The 24,650-nt window shown below is 42.3% G+C and carries 24 protein-coding genes; 4 read left to right on the forward strand and 20 right to left on the reverse strand.

Annotated elements, in window-relative coordinates; translation table 11 throughout:
• The first annotated feature begins 229 nt into the window (after positions 1 to 229).
• Positions 230 to 1,903, forward strand: coding sequence for a S8 family peptidase (locus TI10_RS17020; RefSeq protein WP_049584597.1), 1,674 nt, complete (start codon positions 230 to 232; stop codon positions 1,901 to 1,903).
• Between the two features lie 85 nt (positions 1,904 to 1,988).
• Here TI10_RS17020 and TI10_RS17025 read toward each other — a convergent pair whose 3' ends face one another.
• From TI10_RS17025 to yceD, 18 genes are all read right to left on the reverse strand, one after another.
• On the reverse strand, positions 1,989 to 3,293 hold the full coding sequence (locus tag TI10_RS17025; protein ID WP_049584598.1) for an NAD(P)/FAD-dependent oxidoreductase: 1,305 nt from the start codon (positions 3,291 to 3,293) through the stop codon (positions 1,989 to 1,991).
• 531 nt (positions 3,294 to 3,824) lie between these two features.
• On the reverse strand, positions 3,825 to 4,847 hold the full coding sequence (gene nagZ / locus TI10_RS17030; protein WP_049584599.1) for a beta-N-acetylhexosaminidase: 1,023 nt from the start codon (positions 4,845 to 4,847) through the stop codon (positions 3,825 to 3,827).
• Between the two features lie 51 nt (positions 4,848 to 4,898).
• Positions 4,899 to 5,762 (reverse strand): thiamine kinase, encoded by an 864-nt coding sequence (gene thiK / locus TI10_RS17035; RefSeq protein ID WP_080985094.1) that lies wholly within the window; start codon positions 5,760 to 5,762, stop codon positions 4,899 to 4,901.
• The gene (gene lpoB / locus TI10_RS17040; RefSeq protein ID WP_049584600.1) at positions 5,749 to 6,318 is read right to left on the reverse strand and encodes a penicillin-binding protein activator LpoB; all 570 of its coding nucleotides are present in this window, start codon (positions 6,316 to 6,318) and stop codon (positions 5,749 to 5,751) included. Before lpoB ends, thiK begins: the two co-directional genes overlap by 14 nt.
• Before the next feature lie 195 nt (positions 6,319 to 6,513).
• Positions 6,514 to 6,870: a purine nucleoside phosphoramidase gene (gene hinT / locus TI10_RS17045; RefSeq protein ID WP_049584601.1), complete on the reverse strand. Its 357-nt coding sequence runs from the start codon at positions 6,868 to 6,870 to the stop codon at positions 6,514 to 6,516.
• A 71-nt stretch (positions 6,871 to 6,941) separates the two neighbouring features.
• A complete protein-coding gene (locus TI10_RS17050; protein ID WP_049584602.1) occupies positions 6,942 to 7,727 on the reverse strand; it encodes a metal-dependent hydrolase in 786 nt (261 codons plus the stop codon).
• Positions 7,728 to 7,758: 31 nt separating this feature from the next.
• Entirely contained in the window at positions 7,759 to 8,742 is a 984-nt protein-coding gene (holB, locus tag TI10_RS17055; RefSeq protein ID WP_049584603.1) for a DNA polymerase III subunit delta', read from the reverse strand.
• Positions 8,742 to 9,380, reverse strand: a complete 639-nt coding sequence (tmk, locus tag TI10_RS17060; RefSeq protein WP_049584604.1) for a dTMP kinase — start codon at positions 9,378 to 9,380, stop codon at positions 8,742 to 8,744. Before tmk ends, holB begins: the two co-directional genes overlap by 1 nt.
• Positions 9,377 to 10,402 carry an endolytic transglycosylase MltG gene (gene mltG / locus TI10_RS17065; RefSeq protein WP_049584605.1) on the reverse strand — a complete coding sequence of 342 codons (1,026 nt, stop codon included), beginning with the start codon at positions 10,400 to 10,402 and terminating at the stop codon, positions 9,377 to 9,379. Before mltG ends, tmk begins: the two co-directional genes overlap by 4 nt.
• Positions 10,403 to 10,434: 32 nt before the next feature.
• Positions 10,435 to 11,259, reverse strand: a complete 825-nt coding sequence (pabC, locus tag TI10_RS17070; RefSeq protein WP_049584606.1) for an aminodeoxychorismate lyase — start codon at positions 11,257 to 11,259, stop codon at positions 10,435 to 10,437.
• Positions 11,260 to 11,501: 242 nt separating this feature from the next.
• The gene (fabF, locus tag TI10_RS17075; protein ID WP_049584607.1) at positions 11,502 to 12,743 is read right to left on the reverse strand and encodes a beta-ketoacyl-ACP synthase II; all 1,242 of its coding nucleotides are present in this window, start codon (positions 12,741 to 12,743) and stop codon (positions 11,502 to 11,504) included.
• Between the two features lie 73 nt (positions 12,744 to 12,816).
• The gene (acpP, locus tag TI10_RS17080) at positions 12,817 to 13,053 is read right to left on the reverse strand and encodes an acyl carrier protein (RefSeq protein ID WP_011147052.1); all 237 of its coding nucleotides are present in this window, start codon (positions 13,051 to 13,053) and stop codon (positions 12,817 to 12,819) included.
• Positions 13,054 to 13,207: 154 nt separating this feature from the next.
• Positions 13,208 to 13,942, reverse strand: coding sequence for a 3-oxoacyl-ACP reductase FabG (gene fabG / locus TI10_RS17085; RefSeq protein ID WP_049584608.1), 735 nt, complete (start codon positions 13,940 to 13,942; stop codon positions 13,208 to 13,210).
• 7 nt (positions 13,943 to 13,949) lie between these two features.
• On the reverse strand, positions 13,950 to 14,882 hold the full coding sequence (fabD, locus tag TI10_RS17090) for an ACP S-malonyltransferase (RefSeq protein ID WP_049584816.1): 933 nt from the start codon (positions 14,880 to 14,882) through the stop codon (positions 13,950 to 13,952).
• A 24-nt stretch (positions 14,883 to 14,906) separates the two neighbouring features.
• Entirely contained in the window at positions 14,907 to 15,860 is a 954-nt protein-coding gene (locus TI10_RS17095) for a beta-ketoacyl-ACP synthase III (RefSeq protein ID WP_049584609.1), read from the reverse strand.
• Between the two features lie 6 nt (positions 15,861 to 15,866).
• Complete coding sequence (gene plsX / locus TI10_RS17100) at positions 15,867 to 16,904, reverse strand: phosphate acyltransferase PlsX (RefSeq protein ID WP_074525084.1); 1,038 nt, start codon at positions 16,902 to 16,904, stop codon at positions 15,867 to 15,869.
• A gap of 29 nt (positions 16,905 to 16,933) precedes the next feature.
• Positions 16,934 to 17,104, reverse strand: coding sequence for a 50S ribosomal protein L32 (rpmF, locus tag TI10_RS17105; RefSeq protein ID WP_011147057.1), 171 nt, complete (start codon positions 17,102 to 17,104; stop codon positions 16,934 to 16,936).
• A 12-nt stretch (positions 17,105 to 17,116) separates the two neighbouring features.
• Entirely contained in the window at positions 17,117 to 17,641 is a 525-nt protein-coding gene (gene yceD / locus TI10_RS17110; protein ID WP_049584611.1) for a 23S rRNA accumulation protein YceD, read from the reverse strand.
• Positions 17,642 to 17,783: 142 nt separating this feature from the next.
• Here yceD and TI10_RS17115 point away from each other — a divergent pair, with 142 nt between their 5' ends.
• Positions 17,784 to 18,374 (forward strand): Maf family protein, encoded by a 591-nt coding sequence (locus TI10_RS17115; protein ID WP_049584612.1) that lies wholly within the window; start codon positions 17,784 to 17,786, stop codon positions 18,372 to 18,374.
• Here the strand turns inward: TI10_RS17115 and rluC are convergent.
• The gene (gene rluC, locus TI10_RS17120; RefSeq protein WP_049584817.1) at positions 18,371 to 19,330 is read right to left on the reverse strand and encodes a 23S rRNA pseudouridine(955/2504/2580) synthase RluC; all 960 of its coding nucleotides are present in this window, start codon (positions 19,328 to 19,330) and stop codon (positions 18,371 to 18,373) included. The genes TI10_RS17115 and rluC overlap by 4 nt on opposite strands.
• Positions 19,331 to 19,889: 559 nt before the next feature.
• On the opposite strand from rluC, the gene rne reads away from it, so the two are divergent.
• Together rne and TI10_RS17130 are read left to right on the forward strand one after the other, a co-directional pair.
• Positions 19,890 to 22,949: a ribonuclease E gene (gene rne / locus TI10_RS17125; RefSeq protein ID WP_049584613.1), complete on the forward strand. Its 3,060-nt coding sequence runs from the start codon at positions 19,890 to 19,892 to the stop codon at positions 22,947 to 22,949.
• Between the two features lie 309 nt (positions 22,950 to 23,258).
• Complete coding sequence (locus TI10_RS17130) at positions 23,259 to 23,891, forward strand: NAD(P)-binding oxidoreductase (protein ID WP_049584614.1); 633 nt, start codon at positions 23,259 to 23,261, stop codon at positions 23,889 to 23,891.
• A 44-nt stretch (positions 23,892 to 23,935) separates the two neighbouring features.
• Here TI10_RS17130 and tmaR read toward each other — a convergent pair whose 3' ends face one another.
• A complete protein-coding gene (gene tmaR / locus TI10_RS17135) occupies positions 23,936 to 24,253 on the reverse strand; it encodes a PTS system regulator TmaR (protein WP_049584818.1) in 318 nt (105 codons plus the stop codon).
• Positions 24,254 to 24,650 lie beyond the last annotated feature (397 nt).

A 24,650-nucleotide genomic window follows, 5' to 3' on the forward strand; every position in this document is an offset into this window, starting at 1 on the left:
AGGGTCATTCAAACTTATCCACCCTTAATAAAAACCTACTTTTTATTTTAAGAAAAATAACTTCCTCACCAAAGCGATTATAAATTAATTTTAAAATCACATTCAGTAATAATTAGTATAGATAGCCCAGTTACTCGCTAACAGAACAATGGACTAAGAAATAATAATAATATGAAATACCCAATTATAGTTATACTAAGGATGAAATTAACCAAAGAGGAGAATGATAATGTCTATATCCCTTGAGTACTTTCAATCTGCAAAATTTGACGGTAATTTATATCTCAAATGTCACGGTGAAATGAGTAACAATACAGAAATAAAATACACCGTAACCAATTTGAATACAAAAGAGATATATGAATATTATAGTGAAGATAATCAACTCGTCTGTTTGACTTCACTTAAACCCGCAAATTATACAATAGAAACCACCCTTATTCAGGAGGGTAAAACAATTTTTGATCTTACACCAGAAAATATAGAAATAAAAGAATCAGATTTCTTATTTGATATCAATAAGAAAATCGATGAGATAGATAAAAACAAAAGTTATAATATCGACATTAACCATATACCACCGAAAAAAACATCCCCAAAAGATAACACTATCTCTTTAAAAGGAAATAATGACATCCCAAATAAAAATTTAAAGTATAATCTTGAGATTATGTTTTACGCTGATGGGTTAAAAAGATTTGAAATAGAAAAAGATAATTTATTACCTGTTTTTAATTCATATAAAAGCATAATAGAAATAAAACCTGTTTTTAATCAAGAAGATTTAGATAAGAAAACCTGGAAAACACCCGAATTCAGTAAATTAATTCACCTTTACAAGGTAGATGCTGATATTAATCATGCTGATTTAGTCAAGTTAGCCAATGAATTGGAGAAACTGGATTATGTCGAATTTTGCTCTCTTACACCGATTTTGAAAGAGCTACCGCCGCCACCTTTGCTTCTCGAAGAAGAAACTGCAATTCCTGAATTTGATACTATTCATATCGTTACACCTGATTTTTCACATCTACAGGGATATTTAGACGAACACAACGGTATGAATATTAAAAAGGCTTGGGATGAAGGTTATAAAGGCAAAGGCGTCACTGTACATCATCTTGATTTTGGCGTTTATAGAAACCATGAAGATTTAGTTGGTAATATTACGGTTATCAACAGCCGCCCAGAAACACAAGATTGTAATCACGGTACAGCAGCTACCGGCTGTATTTCTGCAAAAGATAACAAATTCGGTGTGACGGGTATTGCTCACGAATGTCAATTCCGTTTTTATGATGTCGATGATTTTGATAGAATAATATATAGCTTTTTACCCGGAGATATTATTAGTTTAAATATTCAAACTGTAGCCAATAATAGATATTATCCTTTTACCTACCTCAAATCTAATTGGCAAAAAATAAAAAGTTGTGCTGATGCAGGAGCAATCATTATTTTCGCTTCTGGTAATAGTGGTATTAATTTAGCCTATGACTTCACTTTCCCTAATTATGGCGATCCTGGCGGTATTATGATCGGCGCCTGTGCATCAATTAATGGACACAGGTTAGTCTTTTCCAATCATAATCTTTACACCAGTTTAAACTCTTGGGGTGAGAATGTCACAACTACTGGATATACAAACTTACAGTATCTACCAGGAAATAATAGAAATTATACTCGCAGTTATAATGGCACATCCAGTGCTACACCTTTAGTCGCAGGTGCATTAGCACTTATTCAGTCCTATGCTAAATCAAAATATCATAAATATCTTAATTGCACTCAAATAGCAACACTGGTTAGAAGTAGCGGTTTTACAATAGGAGAACTACAAGGAATCGGCACACGACCAAATGTCGCAAATGCTTTCAAATTAGTTGATCGTCTGTTTTCTTAATTCAGATAAATGATTTCAAATTAAAGTAGCGATATTTTATCAAGGCCACCCGTTATTCTACGGGGGCCTTATATTAATTAAATAATTAATGCAGTTTTAATCGTGGGCGAATTACACGGTTAATACCGCCAACGAGCATCATCAGGCCAGTTTTGATATATCCATGTAAGGCTACCTGATGCATACGATATAAAGAGATATAGACAGCGCGAGCTACACGCCCTTCTATCATCATTGAACCACGCATCAAATTGCCCATCAAACTACCCACCGTACTGAATTTAGATAATGACACCAATGAGCCATGATCTTTATAGGTATATTCTTTTAACGGCTTGTCATGCAACAAGGCAATAATATTACTATAACAGCGGCTGGCCATTTGATGAGCCGCTTGCGCCCTTGGTGGAACAAAGCCGCCTTCCTTCTTCGAGCATGATGCGCAATCACCAATGGCAAAAATATGCTCATCAAATGTCGTTTGCAGCGTTGGCTTCACCACTAACTGATTAATCCGGTTCGTTTCAAGACCGGCAATATCTTTCATAAAATCAGGTGCTTTGATACCAGCAGCCCATACCATGAGATCAGCCTTAATCAGCTCACCCTCTTTAGTATTCAACCCATGCTCATCAGCACTGGTCACCATAGTTTTAGTTAATACATGAACGCCAAGTTTGGTAAGTTCCTGATGTGCCGCAGCAGAAATACGTGCCGGCAATGCAGGCAAAATTCGTTCTCCTGCTTCAACTAACGTAACGTTCAACGCTTCTGAACTTAGCCCTTCAAAACCATAACTGTTAAGCTGTTTTACCGCATTGTGCAATTCCGCTGATAACTCAACCCCTGTCGCACCACCGCCAACGATAGCAATATTAACCTTATCTTGCTGACCACAGTTTGCAGAATACTTAAGAAACAGATTCAACATTTCATTATGGAAACGGTGAGCCTGTTGCGGGTTATCCAGGAAGATACAGTGTTCTTTCACACCTTGTGTATTAAAATCATTAGATGTACTGCCCAGGGCCATAACCAGAATGTCATAACTCAATTCACGTTCAGGCACCAGTACTTCGTTATATTCATCCCTGATTTCAGACAAAGTAACTTTTTTGCTATCACGGTGAATATCAGTCAACGTCCCTAATTGGAAACTGAAATAGTGGTTACGGGCATGAGCCAGATAACTCAACGCATCAACTCCATCATCAAGGGAGCCGGTTGCTACTTCATGTAATAACGGCTTCCATAAGTGACTTTGGTTACGATCCACCAGCACAATTTCTGCTTTCTTCTTGCGACCTAACTTATGCCCCAGACTGGTTGCCAGTTCCAAACCACCAGCACCTCCACCAATGATAACAATTCTCTTCTTTGGTGTTGTCATGACTACTCCACTAAAATGTAAACCAAATGTTATTTAAGGGCAGTAAAATAGTACCTTTAAATAACATTTAGTTTTATACCCGTTATCTTTCAAGTTGCCTCTTTGTTGGCTGCGCTCACTCACCCCGGTCACATAGTTATCTATGCTCCCGGGGATTCGCTCCTTTGCCGTCGCGATGCATCTTGAAATCCATTGGGTATATATAAATAACTGATGTGATAATTACAGAATATCATGACTGGTTAGTGGGTCATACCAAAATTGAACAACATCAAATTCTTTTGAATAAATAAACATCAATCACAAAATTTGTCAATTTATTTTCAATCGGTTGGATTCGGCTCTTATTTCTTTCACTTTCCCATTTACATAGGAAATAAAATATGCCCTAAAAAAAGAGCGCTTAAAGAACCTGATATTAAAGAAATTTCAGGAATGTGACCATGCTATGTATACAAAAAAGCGGGATATTTTCCCGCACAATTAACGCTAAAGGTCATCTATTTGGCAGTAACACAAACACTTTACAAATTACCGTGCGCAATCCTGCCATTGTTCATACAAAGCCGTTAGTGCTTTATTAGCCTGCTGCCAACGCTTTGAATTCTTTAACTCATTCAGGCTATATTGACCGCCTCGATGATACAATTCTGATAATTTCTCCACTTTGGTCAACGGCAGATTGTCAAGCACGCTAACCGCCCCATCACGGTTATTACAGATCAAAATCATGTCACAACCAGCATTCAGTGCTGTCTGTCCGCGTTCAACGTAACTTCCCATCATCGCCGCCCCTTCCATAGAGAGGTCATCGGAAAATATCACGCCATTAAACCCCAATTGCTGACGCAGCACCGATTTTAACCAATATGAAGACCCACTGGCGGGATGCTCATCTACCTGAGGATAGATCACATGAGCCGGCATAATCGCATCCAATAAATTACGCTGGATAAAATCACGGAAAATAGACATATCATGATGACAAATAACTTCCAACGGGCGATCATCACAGGGAGTTTCTTTATGAGAATCAGCATTGACAGCGCCATGCCCCGGAAAATGTTTACCCGTCGATTTCATTCCGGCAGAATGCATGCCTTTAATAAAGCACTCCGCCATCATCTTGGCCTGTTCAGGATCTTCATGGAATGAACGTTCACCAATAGCCACACACTGGTGACCTAAATCCAAAACCGGCGCAAAGCTGATATCAATATCCATAGCAATCATTTCAGACGCCATCAACCAACCCGCTTCTTCCGCCAATTGAGTGCCATTAAGATTATCTCCCAATCCTGCAAAAGATTGAGCCGCCGGTAAGCAAGTAAAACCTTCACGGAAACGCTGAACTCTGCCGCCTTCTTGATCAACAGCAATCACCAGACGGTGACGGGAAGCCTTACGAATCTGACGTACTAATTCTCGTAATTGCTCAACATCATAAAAATTACGGGTAAACAGAATTAATCCGCCCACTAATGGATGTTGCAAAATTTCCTTCTCTTCACTATCCAATTCATAACCAACAACATCTAACATGACCGGACCCATAACATTCCTCGCTTGTATTCATATATTGCAATCAATACAGTAGTGATAGATTTAAAACGTTAGACCAAAAGAGAGACGTAACGGTTGCGCTAATTCTAAAAATTGTGGATCGCCACTCTGTCTCCAACGCACTTCAAACCACATCAAAAACATATAATCAACCCAAGGTTGCCAACGTTTAATCTGGCGCTCTAATCGCGTCCGATCTAAGTATCCTGATGGCTGACAGCAATAAGAGTTCAAAAAATCCTGCTGCTGCGAATCACCCCAATGATTAGTGCGAAACAGTGTCGCTAGCGCAAATCCAATATCGGTATCAGTTGCATATTCCCAATCAATGAGTTTCAACCCCCAAGAAGTATTAAGCAAATTACCGTAATGCACATCCATATGAGCAGGTGATAATTTTAGTATTGAAGGCATTGGAGACGATATAAAATGTTTATGCAACCGCAACCAGCGGGGAGTAAGACGCGCTTTATCAATTTGCAACCAGTAGCTTTCTAGCTGATGCCGTAGTTGAAGCCGATACCCAAACAGAGGCTGGTGATGCAAAATCGCCAATAATGCCGCCAATTTTTGCAAAAAATCAGGCTGAGAAAACTCATTTTGCCCAATAACACGACCGGGCAACCACTCCAACAACAGCCAGTGAGGAACCATTGCTATGACTTGCGGAGCAATTTTTACCTGGCCGAGATGGCGCAAAATGGCGCTTTCACGCCGACGATTAACGCCAAGCTGTTTCCCCTGCCGCCACTGCCTGCGGCCAACAACATGATATTCACCATTGGTAGCATAATAACTCTCGTTTGTCAGACCACTTAACGATCTTATCTTCCAATCGCTTACCTCAGTATGCGGCCATTGCCTGCACAACGCCCGCAACAAACAATCATGATTATTTAACGTCACCGTGCCCTGACCAAAGAATTTCACCCGTCTGTACCAGCATCAGTTGCATGACGATATCACGCTTATCACTGTTGCCCGAAACTATAGAATAGAGAACATAATCGGCATTCAAATAACGCGCCAGACCAATCGCTTTGCTACGCAAACCCAAACTATCTTCCTCAGATAAGCCTAGAGATTGACGGGCACTTTGCACCTGATCTTGCGGCACTAATTCAAAAACATGTTTGCTACTGAGAGCCTGACATAAAGCATTGGTTGCCGGCATGGTTTGTAACGCACCGTTGGTATTGTTTTTTACTGTATCAACTAACAGTAATTTTCCGTTTTCCAACCCATTAGCCTTAACTAATTGCTCGACTAATGGCTGCACAGTACCTTCCCAATCAGTCGTGCTCATTTTCGGGAGTTCTGGCACCTTTTCAGATGGTGGCGTCGGTTTTTCCGATGGAGTCACTGGTACAACTGGCGTCGGGGGTTCAGGCTGCTCCGGTGGCAAAGATGGACATCCAGCCAAAAACATAACCGATAGTGCTACAAAAAGAATTCTTCTCATTAACCTATTCCAATTACAGAGTTTTAAAAAACAGATAAGTTTTCGCTGTGACAGCAGCAACATACTATCGGTTCAACTCCAATGATAAATTCGCAGCATTTATTAAAAAATCGAGTATTAAAAAATCGAGATATTCGAGGCCATCTTGGAATAGACATCCCCAAATATCTACTTATATCCATGAATTTCAGTGCGTTACATTGTCTTTATCAGCAATGGCCCTAAATGGCGACCACCAACCAAATGCATATGAATATGATAAACTTCCTGTCCCGCATGGCGGTTACAGTTCATAATCAAACGATATCCATCTTCAGCAATGCCTTCTTGTTCAGCAATTTTTGCTGCAACCGTCATCATTCGTCCTAACGTTGCTTCATGCTCCGGTTTAACATCGTTCACTGTTGGGATAAGAACATTTGGAATAATCAGAATATGGGTCGGTGCCTGTGGAGAAATATCGCGGAATGCAGTGACCAGATCGTCCTGATAAACAATATCAGAAGGTATTTCACGGCGAATAATTTTACTGAAAATAGTTTCTTCTGCCATCACATTTTCCTTTTATTCAAAAAAATAACAGATATATGAGCGCCTACAAGCCAAAGATTCAAGTTGATAAATCAGATTTTGTCTACATCAACATGAAATAAATCGCAAAAATTCTGTGTGGTCACCTCTGCTAGTGTTTCAACATTCACACCTTTGAGTACAGCCATATATTCCGCAACATCACGTACATATGCAGGTTGGTTCTCTTTGCCACGATGAGGCACGGGAGCAAGGTAAGGAGAATCGGTTTCAATCAGAATACGATCCAACGGTACATATCTCGCCGCTTCACGAATCTGCTCCGCATTACGGAAAGTTACAATACCAGAGAATGAAATATAGAAGCCCAAATCCAGCAATTCTCTCGCCGTATCTTTATCTTCGGTAAAACAGTGCAAAACACCACCACACTCTCGTGCCTGTTCTTCACGCAATACCTTCAAAGTATCATCACGAGCATTACGGGTATGAACGATAACAGGCTTGTTAAGTTTGCGTCCGATACGGATATGTTCACGAAATGAGGTTCGCTGTAATTCAGCATTATCCTGTTGATAATAGTAATCCAACCCAGTTTCACCTAGTGCGACAACTTCATTCCCGGCCGCTAAACGTGCCAACTCATCAAAGTCATAACCTTCATCCAGATTAAGTGGATGAATACCGCAGGAAAAGACGATATTTTCCCGTTTACCAATGAGAGTTTTCATTTGCTGGAAACCGGGTAGCGTCGTCGCTACTGCCAGCATAAATTTAACCTCCCGATCTGCCGCTTTTGCAACCACATCATCTACATTTTTATGTAGGTTTTCATAATCGAGACAATCGAGATGACAATGCGAATCAACTAACAACATATTTAAACTCGTATACAAAAAGATTTCAGGGTTATGAAGTAAACTGTTTTTCCCAATTGAGCAACTGTTCTGTCAACAATAATTCCCAATTTACGCCCACCACTGAAAGCAACTGATGACGACAAGACATCCAATCATCAACGCTTTGCAGCAAAACAGCCATAGTATGCATGGAACTTAATTGATAAATCAGCGTTTGTTGATCCTGATTGATGCAATAACGCTGTACCTGCCGTTGCCACTTCACTGCATCAAGTAACAAACTGATAAGCCAATGAAGGCGTTGCGGCGCATTTTCATGATTCAGTTGAGGTAAAAGTGACAAAATATCACGTTTGTCCAAAGCCTGTTTGACAGCCTGGCAAAATCGCTCCCGTATCTGCCATTGCTCTGGTTGTAACAATTGTTCTGCTGCTACGGGTGCCCCTTGAGACAGTTTCAACGCTGTCATTGCATCGACCGAAGAAATTAAAGGCAACTGTTTTTGCAACCAATAAAGGCTACTTTCCATTTCAGGCACCGACAGAAAATAGTAAAAACAGCGGCTACGTAAAGTTGCCAAAAGGCTGGCTGGTTGCCGGCATTCCAGAAGAAAATAGGTATGTTCCGGCGGCTCTTCCAACGTTTTCAATAATGCATTAGCCGCAGCATCTGTCAAACACTCAGTCAAAGGTAACCAGACAATTTTTACCCCGCCTTGCTGAGAACGACTATAGAGCTTTTCCGTAATCTGCCGTACCGCTTCCACACCAACGCTGGTTTTACCCTTCTCCGGAGACATAATGTGCCAATCAGGATGGGTCTCTGCCATCATCAAGTGACAACTATGACACTTCCCACAACTTTTCATCTCCTGCCTATTCTGACACATCAACCATCGGCTTAATCCATAGATCAACACATCGGCTCCAGTACCTGCATTAGCATGAACCAATAAAGCGTGATGTCCTCGTCCTTGCCGGTGAGATTCCACCAACTGACGATATGCCTGATTAAGCCACGGATACCAATTCATCAGCTATTTTCCTGCTGCTTTAGCCACTGCCCAAGTACCTGATAAATATCTTCTTGTACCTGCTCTATTGATTGAGCCGCATCAACGGTCACAATACGCTTATCCTGTGCTGCAAACTCCAGGTAACGACTACGAGTACGATTAAAAAAATCCATCGACTCTTTTTCAATTCGGTCTAACTCTCCACGTTCGCGAGCGCGTAGTAAACCAATCTGAGGAGGAATATCAAGATAAATAGTTAGGTCAGGGTGAAAATCGCCAAGCACGGTATCACGCAGTGAAGTCATCAAGTTTTTATCAATACCACGCCCACCCCCTTGATATGCCTGGGAAGAGAGGTCATGACGATCACCCACAACCCATGTACCGCAAGCCAAAGCAGGTTTAATCACATTTTCGACTAATTGAACTCTGGCTGCATATAACATTAATACCTCTGCTTTATCCGTCAGAGATTCACCTTCAACACCTTGTTTAATTAACCCACGTAATTTTTCTGCCAGTGGTGTTCCACCCGGCTCACGGGTAAAAATTAAATTCTGAATACCGTGCTGCTGCAATATTTCAACGACTGTTTTCATCGCTGACGTTTTTCCTGCGCCTTCCAGCCCTTCAATAACAATAAATTTGCCGTTCATTTGTCTTGTTTTAACCTCTGACGGTAAGTATTTACCGCCTTATTATGCGCAGCCAGATTGGTTGTAAACGTATGACCACCTTTACCATTCGCCACAAAATAAAGAAATTCGGTTTTTGCCGGATGGGCAGCCGCTTTTATGGAAGCAAGGCCAGGCATCGCAATCGGTGTGGGTGGCAAACCACTAATCATATAAGTATTGTAGGGCGTTAATGTCGTTAAATCTTTACGAAAAATAGTGCCTGTGTATTTTTCACCTAAACCATAAATCACGGTCGGATCAGTTTGAAGCCGCATGTTCAACCGTAAGCGATTAATAAATACAGAAGCCACTTTTGTCCGCTCAGCCTCAACACCGGTCTCTTTTTCAATAATCGACGCCATAATCAACATTTCATAAGCATTCTTATAGGGCAGGTTTTTGTCGCGCCCTTCCCATTCCTCTTCAAGCGTCATTTTCATCTGTCGATATGCTCGTTTCAACAATGCCACATCGCTTGTACCTGCCGTATAGTGATAGGTATCAGGATAAAGCCATCCCTCCAAAGTATCTGTATCTTTTATATCGAGTATTTCAGCCAACTCCTGAGCATCTTTATTATCCAGTTCATGTTTAAGATATTCAGATTGCTGTAATATTTTCCACCAGTCAGATAAACGACTACCTTCAACAAAACGGACCGTAAATTGCGCTTCTTTACCACTAGAAAATAATTGCAGCATTTCCCGCAAAGTCATTTCGCGTGTTAATTGGTAAGTTCCCGCTTTAAACTCGGCAAGTTTTGGTTCCAACCTTAATAACCAAGGGAAAATATGACTATCTTCAATCAAGTTATCCCGAACCAGTAACGTCTCCAAACCATGACGACCAATACCTGCTGGTAAGGTAAATATTCGATCCTGTTTAATTGTTAGTGTTTGATCCGCAAATTTTTCAACTTTTTTATAGCCAGCATAGAGTAATATTGCTGCCGTAATGACCATCAAAACCAATAGAGCAAAAAGACGTTTTTTTCTTTTCATTAATTAATCTAATAATTTAAACAGATAGTGAATTACAACTTCAGGCACTCAGGAAGCAAATAACCATACAGCTCCCTTGACTGATATTCCCATATGGGCTGATTTTCATTAGCTTGAATTTCTCTAACAGGTATCACTGGCATTAAAGAATTACAGACTATCACCTCATCTGCATCAGCCAAGGTTTCGGGATAACAGTTTACACAGGAAAAGTAATAATCGCTTTCTGATAATAACGCGATGATTCTTTCCCGCATCACCCCTTCGATACCACAGCCTCGTAAATCAGGAGTATACACATCTTTTCCCTTACGCCAGAAAATGTTTGCAGTACAGCATTCAACCAACAAACCATCCGTATCAAGCACCAGAGCTTCATCAGCATTTGCTTTTTCAATAAATGATTTAATCAATACCTGTTCTAATCGATTAAGGTGTTTAATTCCGGCAAGATAGGGGTTTATTCCCATCGGTATCGGACTAAGCACCAGAGAGAAACCTTTCTGACGCTGTTTCAAATATTTTTCGGGATAAGGACTAAGAGACAAAATCTGATTGGGTTGCGTAAAACCCTCAGCACTGTAACCTCGCCCTCCGGTTCCACGGGAAATAATAACTTTAAGTACACCTTGTTCAGTTGTAGAAGCAATCTGTCTTATGTGGTTTTCAAGCTGTTGCCAATCGGGTTGTGGAAGATATAACCTTTCAACGCCCTTTTGTAATCTTTGGATATGCAATGGCAGCAAAGCGGCCTGCCCTTGTTCTACTCTTGCTGTTGTGAAGCAACCATCACCGAATTGAACTGAACGATCATTGACAGGTAAATAGTCGCTCCGCTCTCCATTAATCCAATACATATAACTTTGTTCTTAATTACTCAAAAAGGCATTTCAACCAATTTATCAACAAACGCTATCATAGTATATCGCTGACACGAGTGCAAAAATGCCCATAGTTCTTGCCACAAAAAAAGCTCCAATAATTATTAACTATTGGAGCTCTTTATCTATCACCTCTCGACATTTACAAAACCATACCGAGAGACTTTCAACATTAACAGCAACTTTCTGTAATATCAGGCTTTGTCTGTCAATTAGGTTTATATCTTACGAAAAATCAGTGAGCCGTTAGTACCACCGAAGCCGAAAGAGTTACACAATGCATATTCCATCCCCTCCACCTTACGGGACTCATTTGGCACGAAGTCCAGACGGCAGTTCTCATCCTGATTTTCCAGGTTGATAGTTGGCGGAACAAGCTGATCACGCAATGCCAAGATAGTGAAAATAGACTCAACCGCCCCCGCAGCACCCAACAAATGACCCGTCATTGATTTGGTTGAACTCACTAAAACATCAGTGCCTTCACCAAACACGGACTCAACTGCATGGGCTTCCGCTAAGTCGCCAGCCGATGTTGAAGTACCGTGAGCATTAATATAGCCCACTTGCTTGGTAGTGATACCGGCATCTTTCAGCGCATTTTCCATCGCCAGAGCAGCGCCTGCGCCATTTTCTGGTGGTGATGTCATATGATAAGCATCACTGCTCATGCCAAAGCCAACGATTTCTGCGTAAATTTTCGCACCACGTCTCTTCGCATGCTCATACTCTTCCAGTACCAAGATTCCTGCACCATCCCCTAGTACAAAGCCATCGCGGTCTTTATCCCACGGACGACTTGCGCCTTGTGGATTATCGTTACGGGTAGATAAAGCACGGGCAGCGCCAAAACCACCAACCCCCAGAGGAGTACTGGCCTTTTCCGCACCACCCGCCAGCATAATGTCAGCATCATTATAAGCAATAATACGGGCAGCATGACCAATATTATGTACACCTGATGTACATGCTGTGGCGATAGAAATACTTGGACCACGCAAACCGTAAATGATACTCAGATGACCTGCTACCATGTTTACGATCGTAGAAGGTACGAAGAATGGGCTGATCTTACGAGGACCACTCGCCACCAACGCCCCGTGATTTTCTTCAATCAGACCCAAACCACCAATACCAGAACCAATAGCAGCACCAAAACGACTAGCATTGGCTTCTGTTACTTCAATTCCGGAATCTTCAATGGCTTGCACACCTGCTGCAATACCATATTGAATGAAGTCATCCATTTTTCGTGCATCCTTGCGCGAAATATTGAAATCTTCATGATTAAAATCTTTAACCAGACCAGCAAACTTAGTTGCATGGTGACTGGTGTCAAAATGATCAATAAGGCTGATACCACTCTGTCCGGCACAAACAGCTTTCCAAGAAGATTCTGCTGTATTACCGACAGGAGATAACATGCCTAGTCCGGTCACAACTACTCGACGCTTAGACACGCTTATCCTCCAGGGAGGGAAATTATTTAGGGCAGAAACATAGGCGGTCGAATGACCGCCTAGGTGTGTTCACTTATTCGCTTTGGTTCTGGACGTAGTCAATAGCTGCCTGAACTGTAGTGATCTTTTCTGCTTCTTCATCTGGAATTTCGATATCGAACTCTTCTTCCAGAGCCATTACTAGTTCAACTGTGTCAAGAGAATCAGCGCCCAAGTCATCTACAAAAGAAGCTGAATTAACAACTTCTTCCTCTTTAACACCAAGTTGTTCAACGATGATTTTTTTAACGCGTTCTTCAATAGTGCTCATGCTATTAAATTTCCTATCAAAATTCGCTTTCGCGATGGTTTTCGTAGTTTATAAAATACAGGAAAAGATGCAACCCAATCCCGGCTGGTCGAACCACAAACTTGCACTATTTTGCGTCATCTGACACAAAAAATGCAACTGGTTCGCTCATTTTTTAGTTCATGTACATGCCGCCATTGACATGTAATGTTTCGCCTGTGATGTAAGCCGCTTCATCAGAAGCAAAGAAAGCTACAGCACTAGCAATTTCTTTTACATCCCCAAGCCGCTTAGCGGGGATATCATTCGAAAAGTTCGCCAACTGTTCCTCTGGCAATGCTTTTAGCATATCAGTTTCGATAAGCCCTGGCGCAACAACATTAACAGTAATACCGCGGGAAATCACTTCGCGAGCCAATGTCTTACTGAACCCAACAAGACCTGCTTTCGCTGCTGCATAGCTTGCTTGCCCAACGTTCCCCATTGATCCAACAACAGAACCAATAGAGACAATACGGCCATAACGTTTTTTTATCATGAAACGCATTGCCGCTTTTGTCATACGGAAAACGGATGAAAGATTAGTGTCAATAACATGCTGCCACTCATCATCCTTTATGCGCATCACCAGGTTATCACCCGTGATGCCCGCATTATTCACTAAAATGTCAAGCCCACCCCACTCTGTTCGGATGGTAGACATAAGTTGTTCAATCGATTCCGGATCAGTGACATCCAGCACAAAACCTTTACCTTTTTCACCAAGGTAATTACTGATGACTTCAGCACCTTTTTCACTCGTTGCTGTACCAATGACATAGGCTCCACGCTCTGCTAATAGCTCAGCAGTTGCACGGCCAATCCCACGGCTAGCACCTGTTACTAATGCAATCTTTCCGTCTAATCTCATATTGCCCTCAGTTATTTTCCAATGCGGTTATTAGTGAAGTTGTGTCATTAACTGCTGCTGCGCTTAAGGTATTGACAATTCGTTTATTTAAACCTGTCAAAACTTTACCTGGCCCTATTTCTAATAGCTGTCCGATACCCTGTCCAGCAATAAATTCAACTGTGTCTGTCCAACGAACAGGATTATAGAGTTGTCGTACCAGTGCATCACGAATAGCTTCAGCAGATTGTTCTATTTTCACATCAACATTATTTATCACTGGGAACTGAGGATGACTGAATTCAATTCCTTCCAAAACAACTGCCAGCTTGTCTGCGGCGGGTTTCATCAGCGCACAATGCGACGGTACACTGACTGCCAAAGGCAAAGCCCGTTTGGCGCCTGCGGCTTTACATGCATCACCAGCACGCTCTACCGCCTCTTTCTCACCCGCAATAACCACCTGACCATGTGAGTTGAAGTTAACAGGAGAAACAATTTGCCCCTGAGCCGCTTCTTTACAAGCACGGTCAATGGATTCATTATCTAAACCAATAATAACATACATTGCACCAATGCCTTCAGGTACAGCTTCTTGCATCAATTTACCACGTAGTTCAACAAGTCTAATTGCTTGTTTGAAATCAATGACGCCTGCACAAACCAATGCAGAATATTCGCCAAGGCTATGCCCAGCCATCAGTGATGGCGCTTTTCCGCCTTTTTCCTGCCAGACCCGCCAAATAGCAACCGATGCTGCCAACAACGCGGGCTGAGTTTGCCATGTTTTGTTCAGTTCTTCTTCTGGCCCCTGTTGAACCAATGCCCAGAGATCATATCCCAGCACATCAGACGCCTCAGCGAAAGTTTGCTCGACAGCCGGGAACGCTGTGGCCAAATCGGCCAACATACCAAGGTCTTGAGAACCCTGACCAGGAAATACCATTGCAAATTCAGACATAGACATGCTCATCTTCCTGTCAAATTAAAAACGTATCAGTGCTGAACCCCAAGTAAGGCCACCACCAAAAGCCTCAATTAAGATTAACTGACCACGCTTAATCCGGCCATCCCGCACTGCTTCATCAAATGCTGTGGGTACCGATGCCGCAGAAGTATTACCGTAACGATCCAGCGTTACCACTACTTTATCCATTGTCATATTTAATTTTTTAGCTGTCGCTGCGATAATACGCAAATTAGCCTGATGAGGCACCAACCAATCCAACTCGCTATACGACAAGTTATTTGCATCTAAAGTTTCATCAACTATGTTAGCCAATTCACGAACTGCAATCTTAAACACTTCATTACCGATCATACTGGCATACGCTGGTTCTTTTAGATTCTGACGCTCCTGATAAGGCAATACCAACAATTCACCATAGTTACCATTTGCATGAAGGTGGGTTGAAAGAATCCCTGGCTCATCAGAAGCCCCTACTACCATAGCGCCTGCGCCATCACCAAACAGGACAAGTGTTCCACGATCTTCTGGATCAAGTGTTCTGGTAATAGAATCAGAACCAATAACCAATGCATGTTTCGCCACACCGGTTCTAATAAACTTATCAGCAATACTCAGTGCATAAACAAAACCAGAACAAGCGGCAGAAATATCAAAAGCCGCTGAATTTTGGGTACCCAACATGTGCTGAATTTGGCACGCAGAACTGGGGAAAGCATGAGTGGATGAAGCTGTTGCAACAATGATTAAATCAATCTGATCTTTATCAATGCCCGACATTTCAATTGCTTTCTTTGCGGCCCGAAACCCCATAACCGCAACGGTTTCATCATCAGTAGCAATACGACGTTCGCGGACACCTGTACGGGTAACAATCCACTCATCAGAAGTATCTACCATTTTTTCTAAATCAGCATTAGTACGCACTTGCGCAGGCAGATAACTACCTGTACCTAAAATTTTTGTATACATGTATGTTCAGTCACTCTTGGGTAATGCTGTTTCCAGGCGTGCAGCAATTCTATCAGGAACCTGCCTTTCAACGGCCTGAACAGCCTGTTCGATTGCGGCTTTAAACGCATGCTCATTAGCCGCCCCATGGCTTTTGATTACAATTCCATATAATCCTAACAGACATGCGCCATTATACTGGTCAGGGTTCAGGTGACCGAAGCGTTTTGTCATCCGTTTTTGCAACCACTTCTTGACTATTTTCAACAACCAGGAAAACTTTTTCTTTTGCCCATCCGATGATTTAAGCAGGGATAAGATAACTCTGATCGCCCCTTCCATCGTTTTTAATGTCACGTTACCTGCGAAGCCGTCACATACCAATACATCACTCTTACCTGTCAGTAATTCATCACCTTCCAGATAACCAATGTAATTTATTGTCGGAATGCTCTTTAAAATAGTGGCGGCTTCGCGGATATTATCCAGCCCTTTACTCTCTTCCGTACCAATGTTAAGCAATGCTACCGCGGGATTAACCACCCCTACGACTTCCTCGGCCATTACTGAACCCATAATGGCGAATTGTACCAACATGCGGCTATCGCAATTAACATTGGCGCCTAAATCCAATACAACCGTTTCCCGCTGTTTCAAGTTTGGCAACACGGTCATCAAAGCAGGTCTTTCAATGCCTTCTATCGATTTTAGCATTAACTTAGATAACCCCATCAACACTCCGGTATTTCCTGCGCTGATACACGCCTGCGCTTCACCTGATTTCACTAAATCTAGAGCAATACGCATTGACGTTCCTCGGCTGTTGCGAATCGCTTGCGATGGTTTCGCATCATTAGCCACAACCCGTTCAGCAGGAACCACTTGTAAACGACTGAGCAACTTAGCATCGCTATTTACAAGCATCGGAGAAATGATATCGGGGATCCCGACCAGCAATAATTTAAGTCTAGGGTTAGACGCCAGTGCCTGCAATGCAGCAGGCACCGTAACGCGAGGACCAAAGTCCCCGCTCATGGCATCTAACGCTAAAGTCAGATTAGTCAAGGTATCAACTTGCTAATGACTGGCGGAGATTATTTGTTGATAACTTTGCGGCCACGGTAGTAGCCATCAGCAGTCACATGGTGACGCAGGTGAGTTTCACCAGAAGTTTTATCTACAGACAGTAATGGTGCAGTCAGTGCATCGTGTGAACGACGCATACCACGTTTAGAACGAGTTGGTTTATTCTGTTGTACGGCCATTGACCTTACTCCTTAAGTACTTTTCTTTAAGCTGGCTAATACGGCAAATGGGTTTGGTTTTTCAGCCTCTAGAGGTAATTCGCCAAACACCATGTCCGCCTCGGACACTTCACAGTGTTCAGAATCATGTACCGGGACCACCGGCAGAGAAAGAATTATTTCATCTTCAATCGTTGCCAGCAAATCTATTTCACCAAATTCGTTAACGTCAATTGGCTCATATTCTTCCGGTAATGCTTCAGCCTGTTCATCATTGACGACCGGGCTAAAACAATATGTTATGTGAACGTGATGGCTGAAATTACCGCCACAACGCTGACATTCAAGCGTAACATCCACATCGGAATGCCCACGCACAACCGCCAGACGTTGGTTATCTATCTGAAACGATAAAACGCTGTCTACATCATTGTCCACACTAACCACAGATTCCGCGATACGCAAAACTTGCTCAGGTGAATAACTACCTGCGTAGTCTAATCGTTTCTGAGCTGCGCGAAGCGCATCAATGGTCAGGGGTAATTTTACCTTTTGCATAAGGCGCGCATATTATCTTTGTAATGAGATATAGTCAAAGAAAAAGGCCACACATCTGTACCTTTCCGCCAAATATTCGCTTATTAAGCTGTGCCTAGTTTAAAATGCCTGCAATTATTTCGCCATGTCTTTTGGAAAAATTATGACACAAATCATTTTAGCTTCCACTTCATCTTACCGCCGCATGTTACTGGAAAAACTTCGTTTACCCTTTATATGTGCAGCTCCTGATACTGATGAAGCACCTCGAATGAATGAAAATGCAGAACAGCTTGTTATGCGCTTGGCGCAAGCTAAGGCACAGGCATTACAAGCAAAATATTCTCAGCATTTGATTATTGGTTCTGATCAGGTCTGTGTTATTAATGGCGAAATTACCGGCAAACCTCACAGTTTTGAAAATGCATTTAAACAATTACGGCAAGCCAGTGGTCATTGCGTCACCTTTTATACCGGCATTTCTCTCTTTAATAGCAAAACAGGAATAGCTGATACCCGTTGTGAATTATTCAATGTCTATTTTAGAGAGCTGACTGATGATGAAATTTGGGCTTATTTAACTGCGGAAAACCCCCTTAATTGTGCTGGAAGCTTTAAAAGCGAAGGGTTAGGAATTACTTTATTTGAACGACTAGAAGGGAAAGATCCGAATACGCTAATCGGTTTACCATTAATTACATTGACTGAATTATTAATCCGCCAGGGGGTAAACCCACTGACGGCGAGAGGTTAATTACTGTGATTCTGACGTAGCGTTTTTATACAATAGCGCAATTGCTCATCCATCGGTGCTTCAAGACGTAATATCTCCCCCGTCGAAGGATGAGTAAATTTTAGCGCGCTGGCATGCAAAAATAGGCGGTTAAGACCCGTATCTGACAATTGCGAATCAAAAACTTTATCGCCATAACGATCATCAAAAGCGATCGGATGCCCAGCATATTGAGCATGAACACGGATTTGATGAGTCCGACCTGTTACTGGGCTAGCTTTCACTAACGTTGCATTAGTAAAACGCTCTTCTACTTTAAAACGTGTTTCAGAAAGCTTACCTTCACTGCTTACTTTAACAATCCGCTCACCACTTTGCAGGATATTTTTCAGCAATGGAGCCTGAACAACTTTACAATGTGATTGCCATTGTCCTCGTACTAAAGCCAAATAATCTTTCTGCATCTGTTTAAGTCGTAATTGCTCGTGCAAAGCTCGCAAAGTTGAGCGTTTTTTAGCAATTAGCAGAATTCCAGAGGTATCACGATCCAAACGATGCGCCAATTCGAGGAATTTTGCTTCCGGACGCAAAACCCGTAACCCTTCAATCACCCCGAAACTTAAGCCACTGCCGCCATGAACGGCCGTACCAGAAGGTTTATTGAGCACCAGAATATGGTCATCTTCGTATAAGATACAGTCACCTAATGCAGCGACTTTATCCAGTTTAGCTGAAACTGGCGCCTCTTGCCGTTCTGCAACCCGAACTGGCGGAATTCTAACCACATCTCCCGCAGACAACTTATACTCAGGCTTTATCCTACCTTTGTTTACCCGAACTTCACCTTTACGCACAATCCGGTAAATCATGCTTTTAGGAACCCCTTTCAAACGCGCTAATAAAAAATTATCAACACGCTGTCCGGCCTCATCGTCATCAATAGTGACAAATTGTACAATTTGATTATTCGTTTTCATGATAGCAATTTTAATTATCACTCGAGCAGAGTGCTACTCATTTTTAAATATGTGTAAAAATCACACATACTTTCTGGTTGTTACCTTTCCTACTTTAAGATAAAGATTAAATATTAACTATTTCTTCCTATTTCATCAGAAAAACCGCTTAAAGACATAAAGTCACCTTGCTATCACCCCAACAGCAATGGAATAATACGTAGCCACCATCAGTTTTTTAATCCTGAATGGCGAAGTTAAACGTTTGTTCTTTATTTGATTGCACAAAAACGCAGCAATGGCGTAAGACGTACTGGGAAATCAAATAATTAGCGGGCTACGGGTAGCAGATTACTGGAATTGGATTCAATCCGCTTCATTTATATTTGCAGATTATTCCTAGAAAAGGGTACTGTTTTCTAAGTGAAAATTCAGACCTACCGAAAATATGCGTCTCTATACAAACGACAACCGGGAGGTTGGCGGATTTGTAAAAGACACGAGACCATCGGTTACCAGTCGCTTATCTATATTTGCCCGTAGCTCTATAACTAATGTAAAAAATAATGAGTAAGTTACAATGAAAAGAATGCTAATCAACGCAACTCAGCAAGAAGAGTTGCGTGTTGCTCTGGTTGACGGGCAACGTCTTTATGATTTGGATATCGAAAGCCCAGGACACGAGCAAAAAAAAGCAAATATCTACAAAGGTAAAATCACCCGAATTGAACCTAGTTTGGAAGCCGCTTTTGTTGACTATGGTTCTGAACGGCATGGTTTCCTTCCTATTAAAGAAATAGCTCGCGAATACTTCCCCAATAACTACCACCCTCATGGTCGCCCTAATATCAAAGATGTTCTCAGGGAAGGCCAAGAAGTTATCGTTCAAGTCGATAAAGAAGAACGTGGTAATAAAGGGGCTGCCTTGACCACTTTTATCAGCCTGGCGGGCAGTTATCTGGTATTAATGCCGAATAACCCTCGAGCTGGCGGTATTTCCCGTCGTATCGAAGGAGATGACCGCACAGAACTGAAAGAAGCGTTGGCATCGCTAGAAGTGCCGGAAGGAATGGGATTGATCGTCCGCACTGCGGGCGTCGGTAAATCCGCAGAAGCACTACAATGGGATTTATCATTCCGCCTTAAACACTGGGAGGCGATCAAAAAAGCCGCCGAAAACCGCTCTGCGCCATTCTTAATCCATCAAGAAAGTAATGTTATCGTCCGTGCTTTCCGCGACTATTTGCGCCCAGATATCGGTGAAATTTTAATCGACAATCCCAAAGTTCTCGATCTAGCTCGGCAGCATATCACCGCGCTTGGCCGCCCGGATTTCACCAGTAAAATTAAACTGTATAGTGGTGAAGTTCCCCTGTTCAGCCATTATCAGATTGAATCACAGATTGAATCTGCATTTCAGCGTGAAGTTCGCCTGCCATCAGGCGGCGCTGTAGTTATTGATACTACCGAAGCATTAACCGCGATCGATATTAACTCTTCCCGTGCAACACGCGGAGGGGATATCGAAGAAACAGCTTTTAATACCAACCTTGAAGCAGCGGATGAAATTGCCCGTCAGTTACGCCTGCGAGACCTTGGTGGTTTGATTGTTATCGATTTTATCGATATGACGCCAGTACGCCATCAGCGTGAAGTGGAAAACCGCCTACGCGATGCTGTTCGCCAGGATCGCGCTCGTATTCAAATTGGCCGTATTTCCCGCTTTGGCCTACTGGAAATGTCCCGTCAGCGCCTGAGCCCATCGCTAGGTGAATCTAGCCACCACGTTTGCCCGCGTTGTAGCGGTACAGGAACTATTCGTGATAACGAATCCCTGTCGCTATCCATTTTACGTCTGATTGAAGAAGAGGCGCTGAAAGAGAACACACATCAGGTACATGCTATTGTTCCAGTACAAATCGCTTCATATCTACTAAACGAAAAACGCCAGGCAGTCAGTGCAATTGAGCGCCGTCAAGGCGATGTCGGCGTGGTGATCGTGCCTAACGATCAAATGCAGACGCCTCACTTCTCTGTTCTACGCGTACGTAAGGGTGAGGAAGTTTCTACGCTGAGTTACCTGCTTCCTCAATTTCATGAAACTGGAACGACAAGTCCTCAAGAAGATGTCCAACCTGAACGTAAGCGTCCTGAGCAGCCCGCTATTTCTGCCTTTGCTTTGCCAACCGATACGCCAGCACAGCAACCATCACATAAAGCAAAAGAGAAAAAGCCTAACCGCCCTGCTCAGACTATAACGGAACAACCTAGTCTCTTACGCCGCTTCTTGACTGCTTTGAAAAAAATGTTCAGCGCAGAAGAAGAAAAACCGGCACAGAAAAAAGAGAACAAATTATCCGGTCATGATAACCGTCGCTCTTCTGAACGACGCAACCAACGTCGCCAAAATTCACGTAAAGATCGTGATGATAATAATCTGCGTGATGAACAACGTAATAACCGTGATCGTGACGAACAACGGAAAAATCGTAATACTCAACAGAAAAATGGCTCTCAAGATAACAACGTGACGATAGATACTGCTGCTCGTGAAGCCCAACAGCAGCAACGTCGCGAGCAACGTGCAGAACGTCAACGCCGTCGTCAGGAAGAAAAGCGTCAGCAGCAACTTGAAACCCAAAAGCCAGAAATCGTTGAAAATGAGGTTGAAGAGCGTCTGCCAGTTGTACCACGTCGTCAACGTCGTCAGCTTGAACAAAAAATTCGCATCATAGATGAGGTAAAAGAAGTTACAACGGTCGCTTCACTGCCAGTCCCTGTTGTTACAGAAGAGCAATTACCAGCACCTGTTGGAATACCTGTAGAAACAATTCAACCACAACAATTGGCTGAAAATAAAGAGCAACAAGATAATGTTATGCCACGCCGCTCTCGTCGTTCACCTCGTCATTTGCGTGTTAGTGGTCAACGCCGCCGTCGTTACCGCGATGAAAGAAATCTACTTCAATCACCGATGCCATTATCTATGGCTGTCGCATCACCCGAAATGGCTTCCGGTAAAGTTTGGGTTCGCTATCCCGTGGTTCCGATTTCCATAGAAATTCCTGAGGAGATTTCCATGATCGAACAGCAAGAACAGCAAAATGAGGTATTGCCAGCAATAGCAGCAGAAACAGTACCTGCAATTACCGTTGTTGCAGAATCTGAACAAACCATCACTGAATCTCCTAGGGTAACGGAAACGCTGGAAGTTCACCAAGACGGAATTAAACCTGAAACAGGCATTACAGAACAAAATGACATTGTTCTACAGCAAACTGAATCAGTGCAGGAAGAGCCGTCAGTTATTGAACTTGTTGCAATAACGCCGATTGCCCCTGAATTTGAACAGCAACCTGAAACAGACATTGTTGTTCCTGAAGAAATTGCAGTAGTGATGATTGTTGAAGAGAGTAAAGATGAAATGGCCCAAAAACAACCTGTTGCTATTATAGCCAAAGCTCATCATGCTTATGCGCCGATGACCAAAGCGCCAGCCCCTGAGATGATTGAGAAGCCGATTATTATCAGCGAATGGCAACGGCCTTTTTCTCATTTTGAAGGGAAAGGAGGAGCTGGGGGCCATTCAGCCACGAATGCGGCTACTTCACCAATGGCTAAACCGCAAGCCTTCAAATAAATAACATTGTTTAATATTAGCAGAATGGCTCTTTTTGGGGAGCCATTTTTTTTGCTACTAACCCCACAAAAATGCTTACCATTAATTCTATTCTACCTATATAAGGGGTAGTTTAAACGGCTATCACTGTTACTCTGTTCAATTAATTATCATTCGATCTATACCCTATGGATTTCAAGATGCATCGCGACGGCAAGGGAGTGAATCCCCGGGAGCATAGATAACTATGTGACCGGGGTGAGCGAGTGCAGCCAACAAAGAGGCAACTTGAAAGATAACGGGTATATTATTTAACCAGGAGAATAGTCTATGAAACCGTGGCTTATTTTTGGTGCAGGTAGCGGCGTTGGACGTCATCTCGCGACTGTCGCACTGCAACAAAAACGTCCCGTAATTGCGCTTATCCGTAATCCTGAGCAAGCTACTGAGCTTAGTGCTTTAGGTGTCAAAGTGATACAAGGTGATGCCTGTAATGCTGAAGATGTTGAAAAAGCAGTACAACATGTAAGCTCAGAAGCAATCGTCTTTTCTACTATTGGTGGAATTGATTCAGATCTCCCTGGCAATATGACTATAATTGATACTATTGAGAAAACTGGAATAACACGTATGTTACTCGTTACCTCAATAGGCTGTGGCGAAGGCTGGAAAAACCTGTCACCCAGAGCTAAATCACTGTTTGGCCAATCTGTCAGGCGTAAATCAATGGCAGAAAGCTACCTTCAGACAAGTTCTTTGAATTATACGATTATTCGCCCAGGTGGATTAACAGATAAACCGGGAACAGGCCATTGCCAAAGATATCAGCATGAAATTCATGGGGCAGTTAGTCGTCAAGATGTTGCACATCAACTGGCAACTATGGCAGAAGAAGAATCTTCATATCAGCAGATTTATACCTTAGTTGATCCAGAGCTTAAGCCTGATTGGGTTACTGCGTAGTCGGTAAAAATAACCACGCATTTATGCGTGGTTATCGAATGATGCTATTTGAGTTCACCCATTGCTTTAAGCTTTTTAGACAATTCACGACGCTCTTTAGAAAGATCCGCATTTTTAATTATGTGATCATCTATACGATCTTCATAATCACTTCTCATATTCATAATGATGCTCTGAATATCCTCAATTGACATACCGGGCTTGATGTATTCGCTCAAGTTATCAAGTAATAAAACACGTTTCTGGTTATCACGTATTTTCTTTTCATTGTCTGCGATTTCGCGCTGTAACTTATTCTTACGACGAAACATACGTACAAACTCCAGCACATTGTGGAATGACGGCTTATTTACGTTGTCCATTTTCATACCTTTCTTAACTCAAACGTACAGATTATCCAATTGGATTACACAATACAGCCTAAAGCCATTAATAGACAAGTCAGTTTCCGTTCTTTATTGATTTTAATTGATTACGTAAACCTGTTAGCTTACTGATGAAGAGTTCAGCATATTGCTTTAATCGAAAACAACTGGCTAACATCTGGTTAATATAGGTGAATAATGCAGCGCCAACCTTTCACTGATATACCCTTCATCTTTCAATCTGTTGCTTTGTTGGCTGCTTTCACTCACCCCAGTCACATAGTTATCTATGCTCCTGGGGATTCGTTCACTTGCCGCCGCGCTGCGGCTCGAAATCTATTAGGTATAATAAATTTTTCGAAACATAATCTTATATATTTTTATGTAATAATTA

This window comes from Photorhabdus luminescens subsp. luminescens, assembly GCF_001083805.1.
Taxonomy (GTDB): Bacteria; Pseudomonadota; Gammaproteobacteria; order Enterobacterales; family Enterobacteriaceae; genus Photorhabdus; species Photorhabdus luminescens.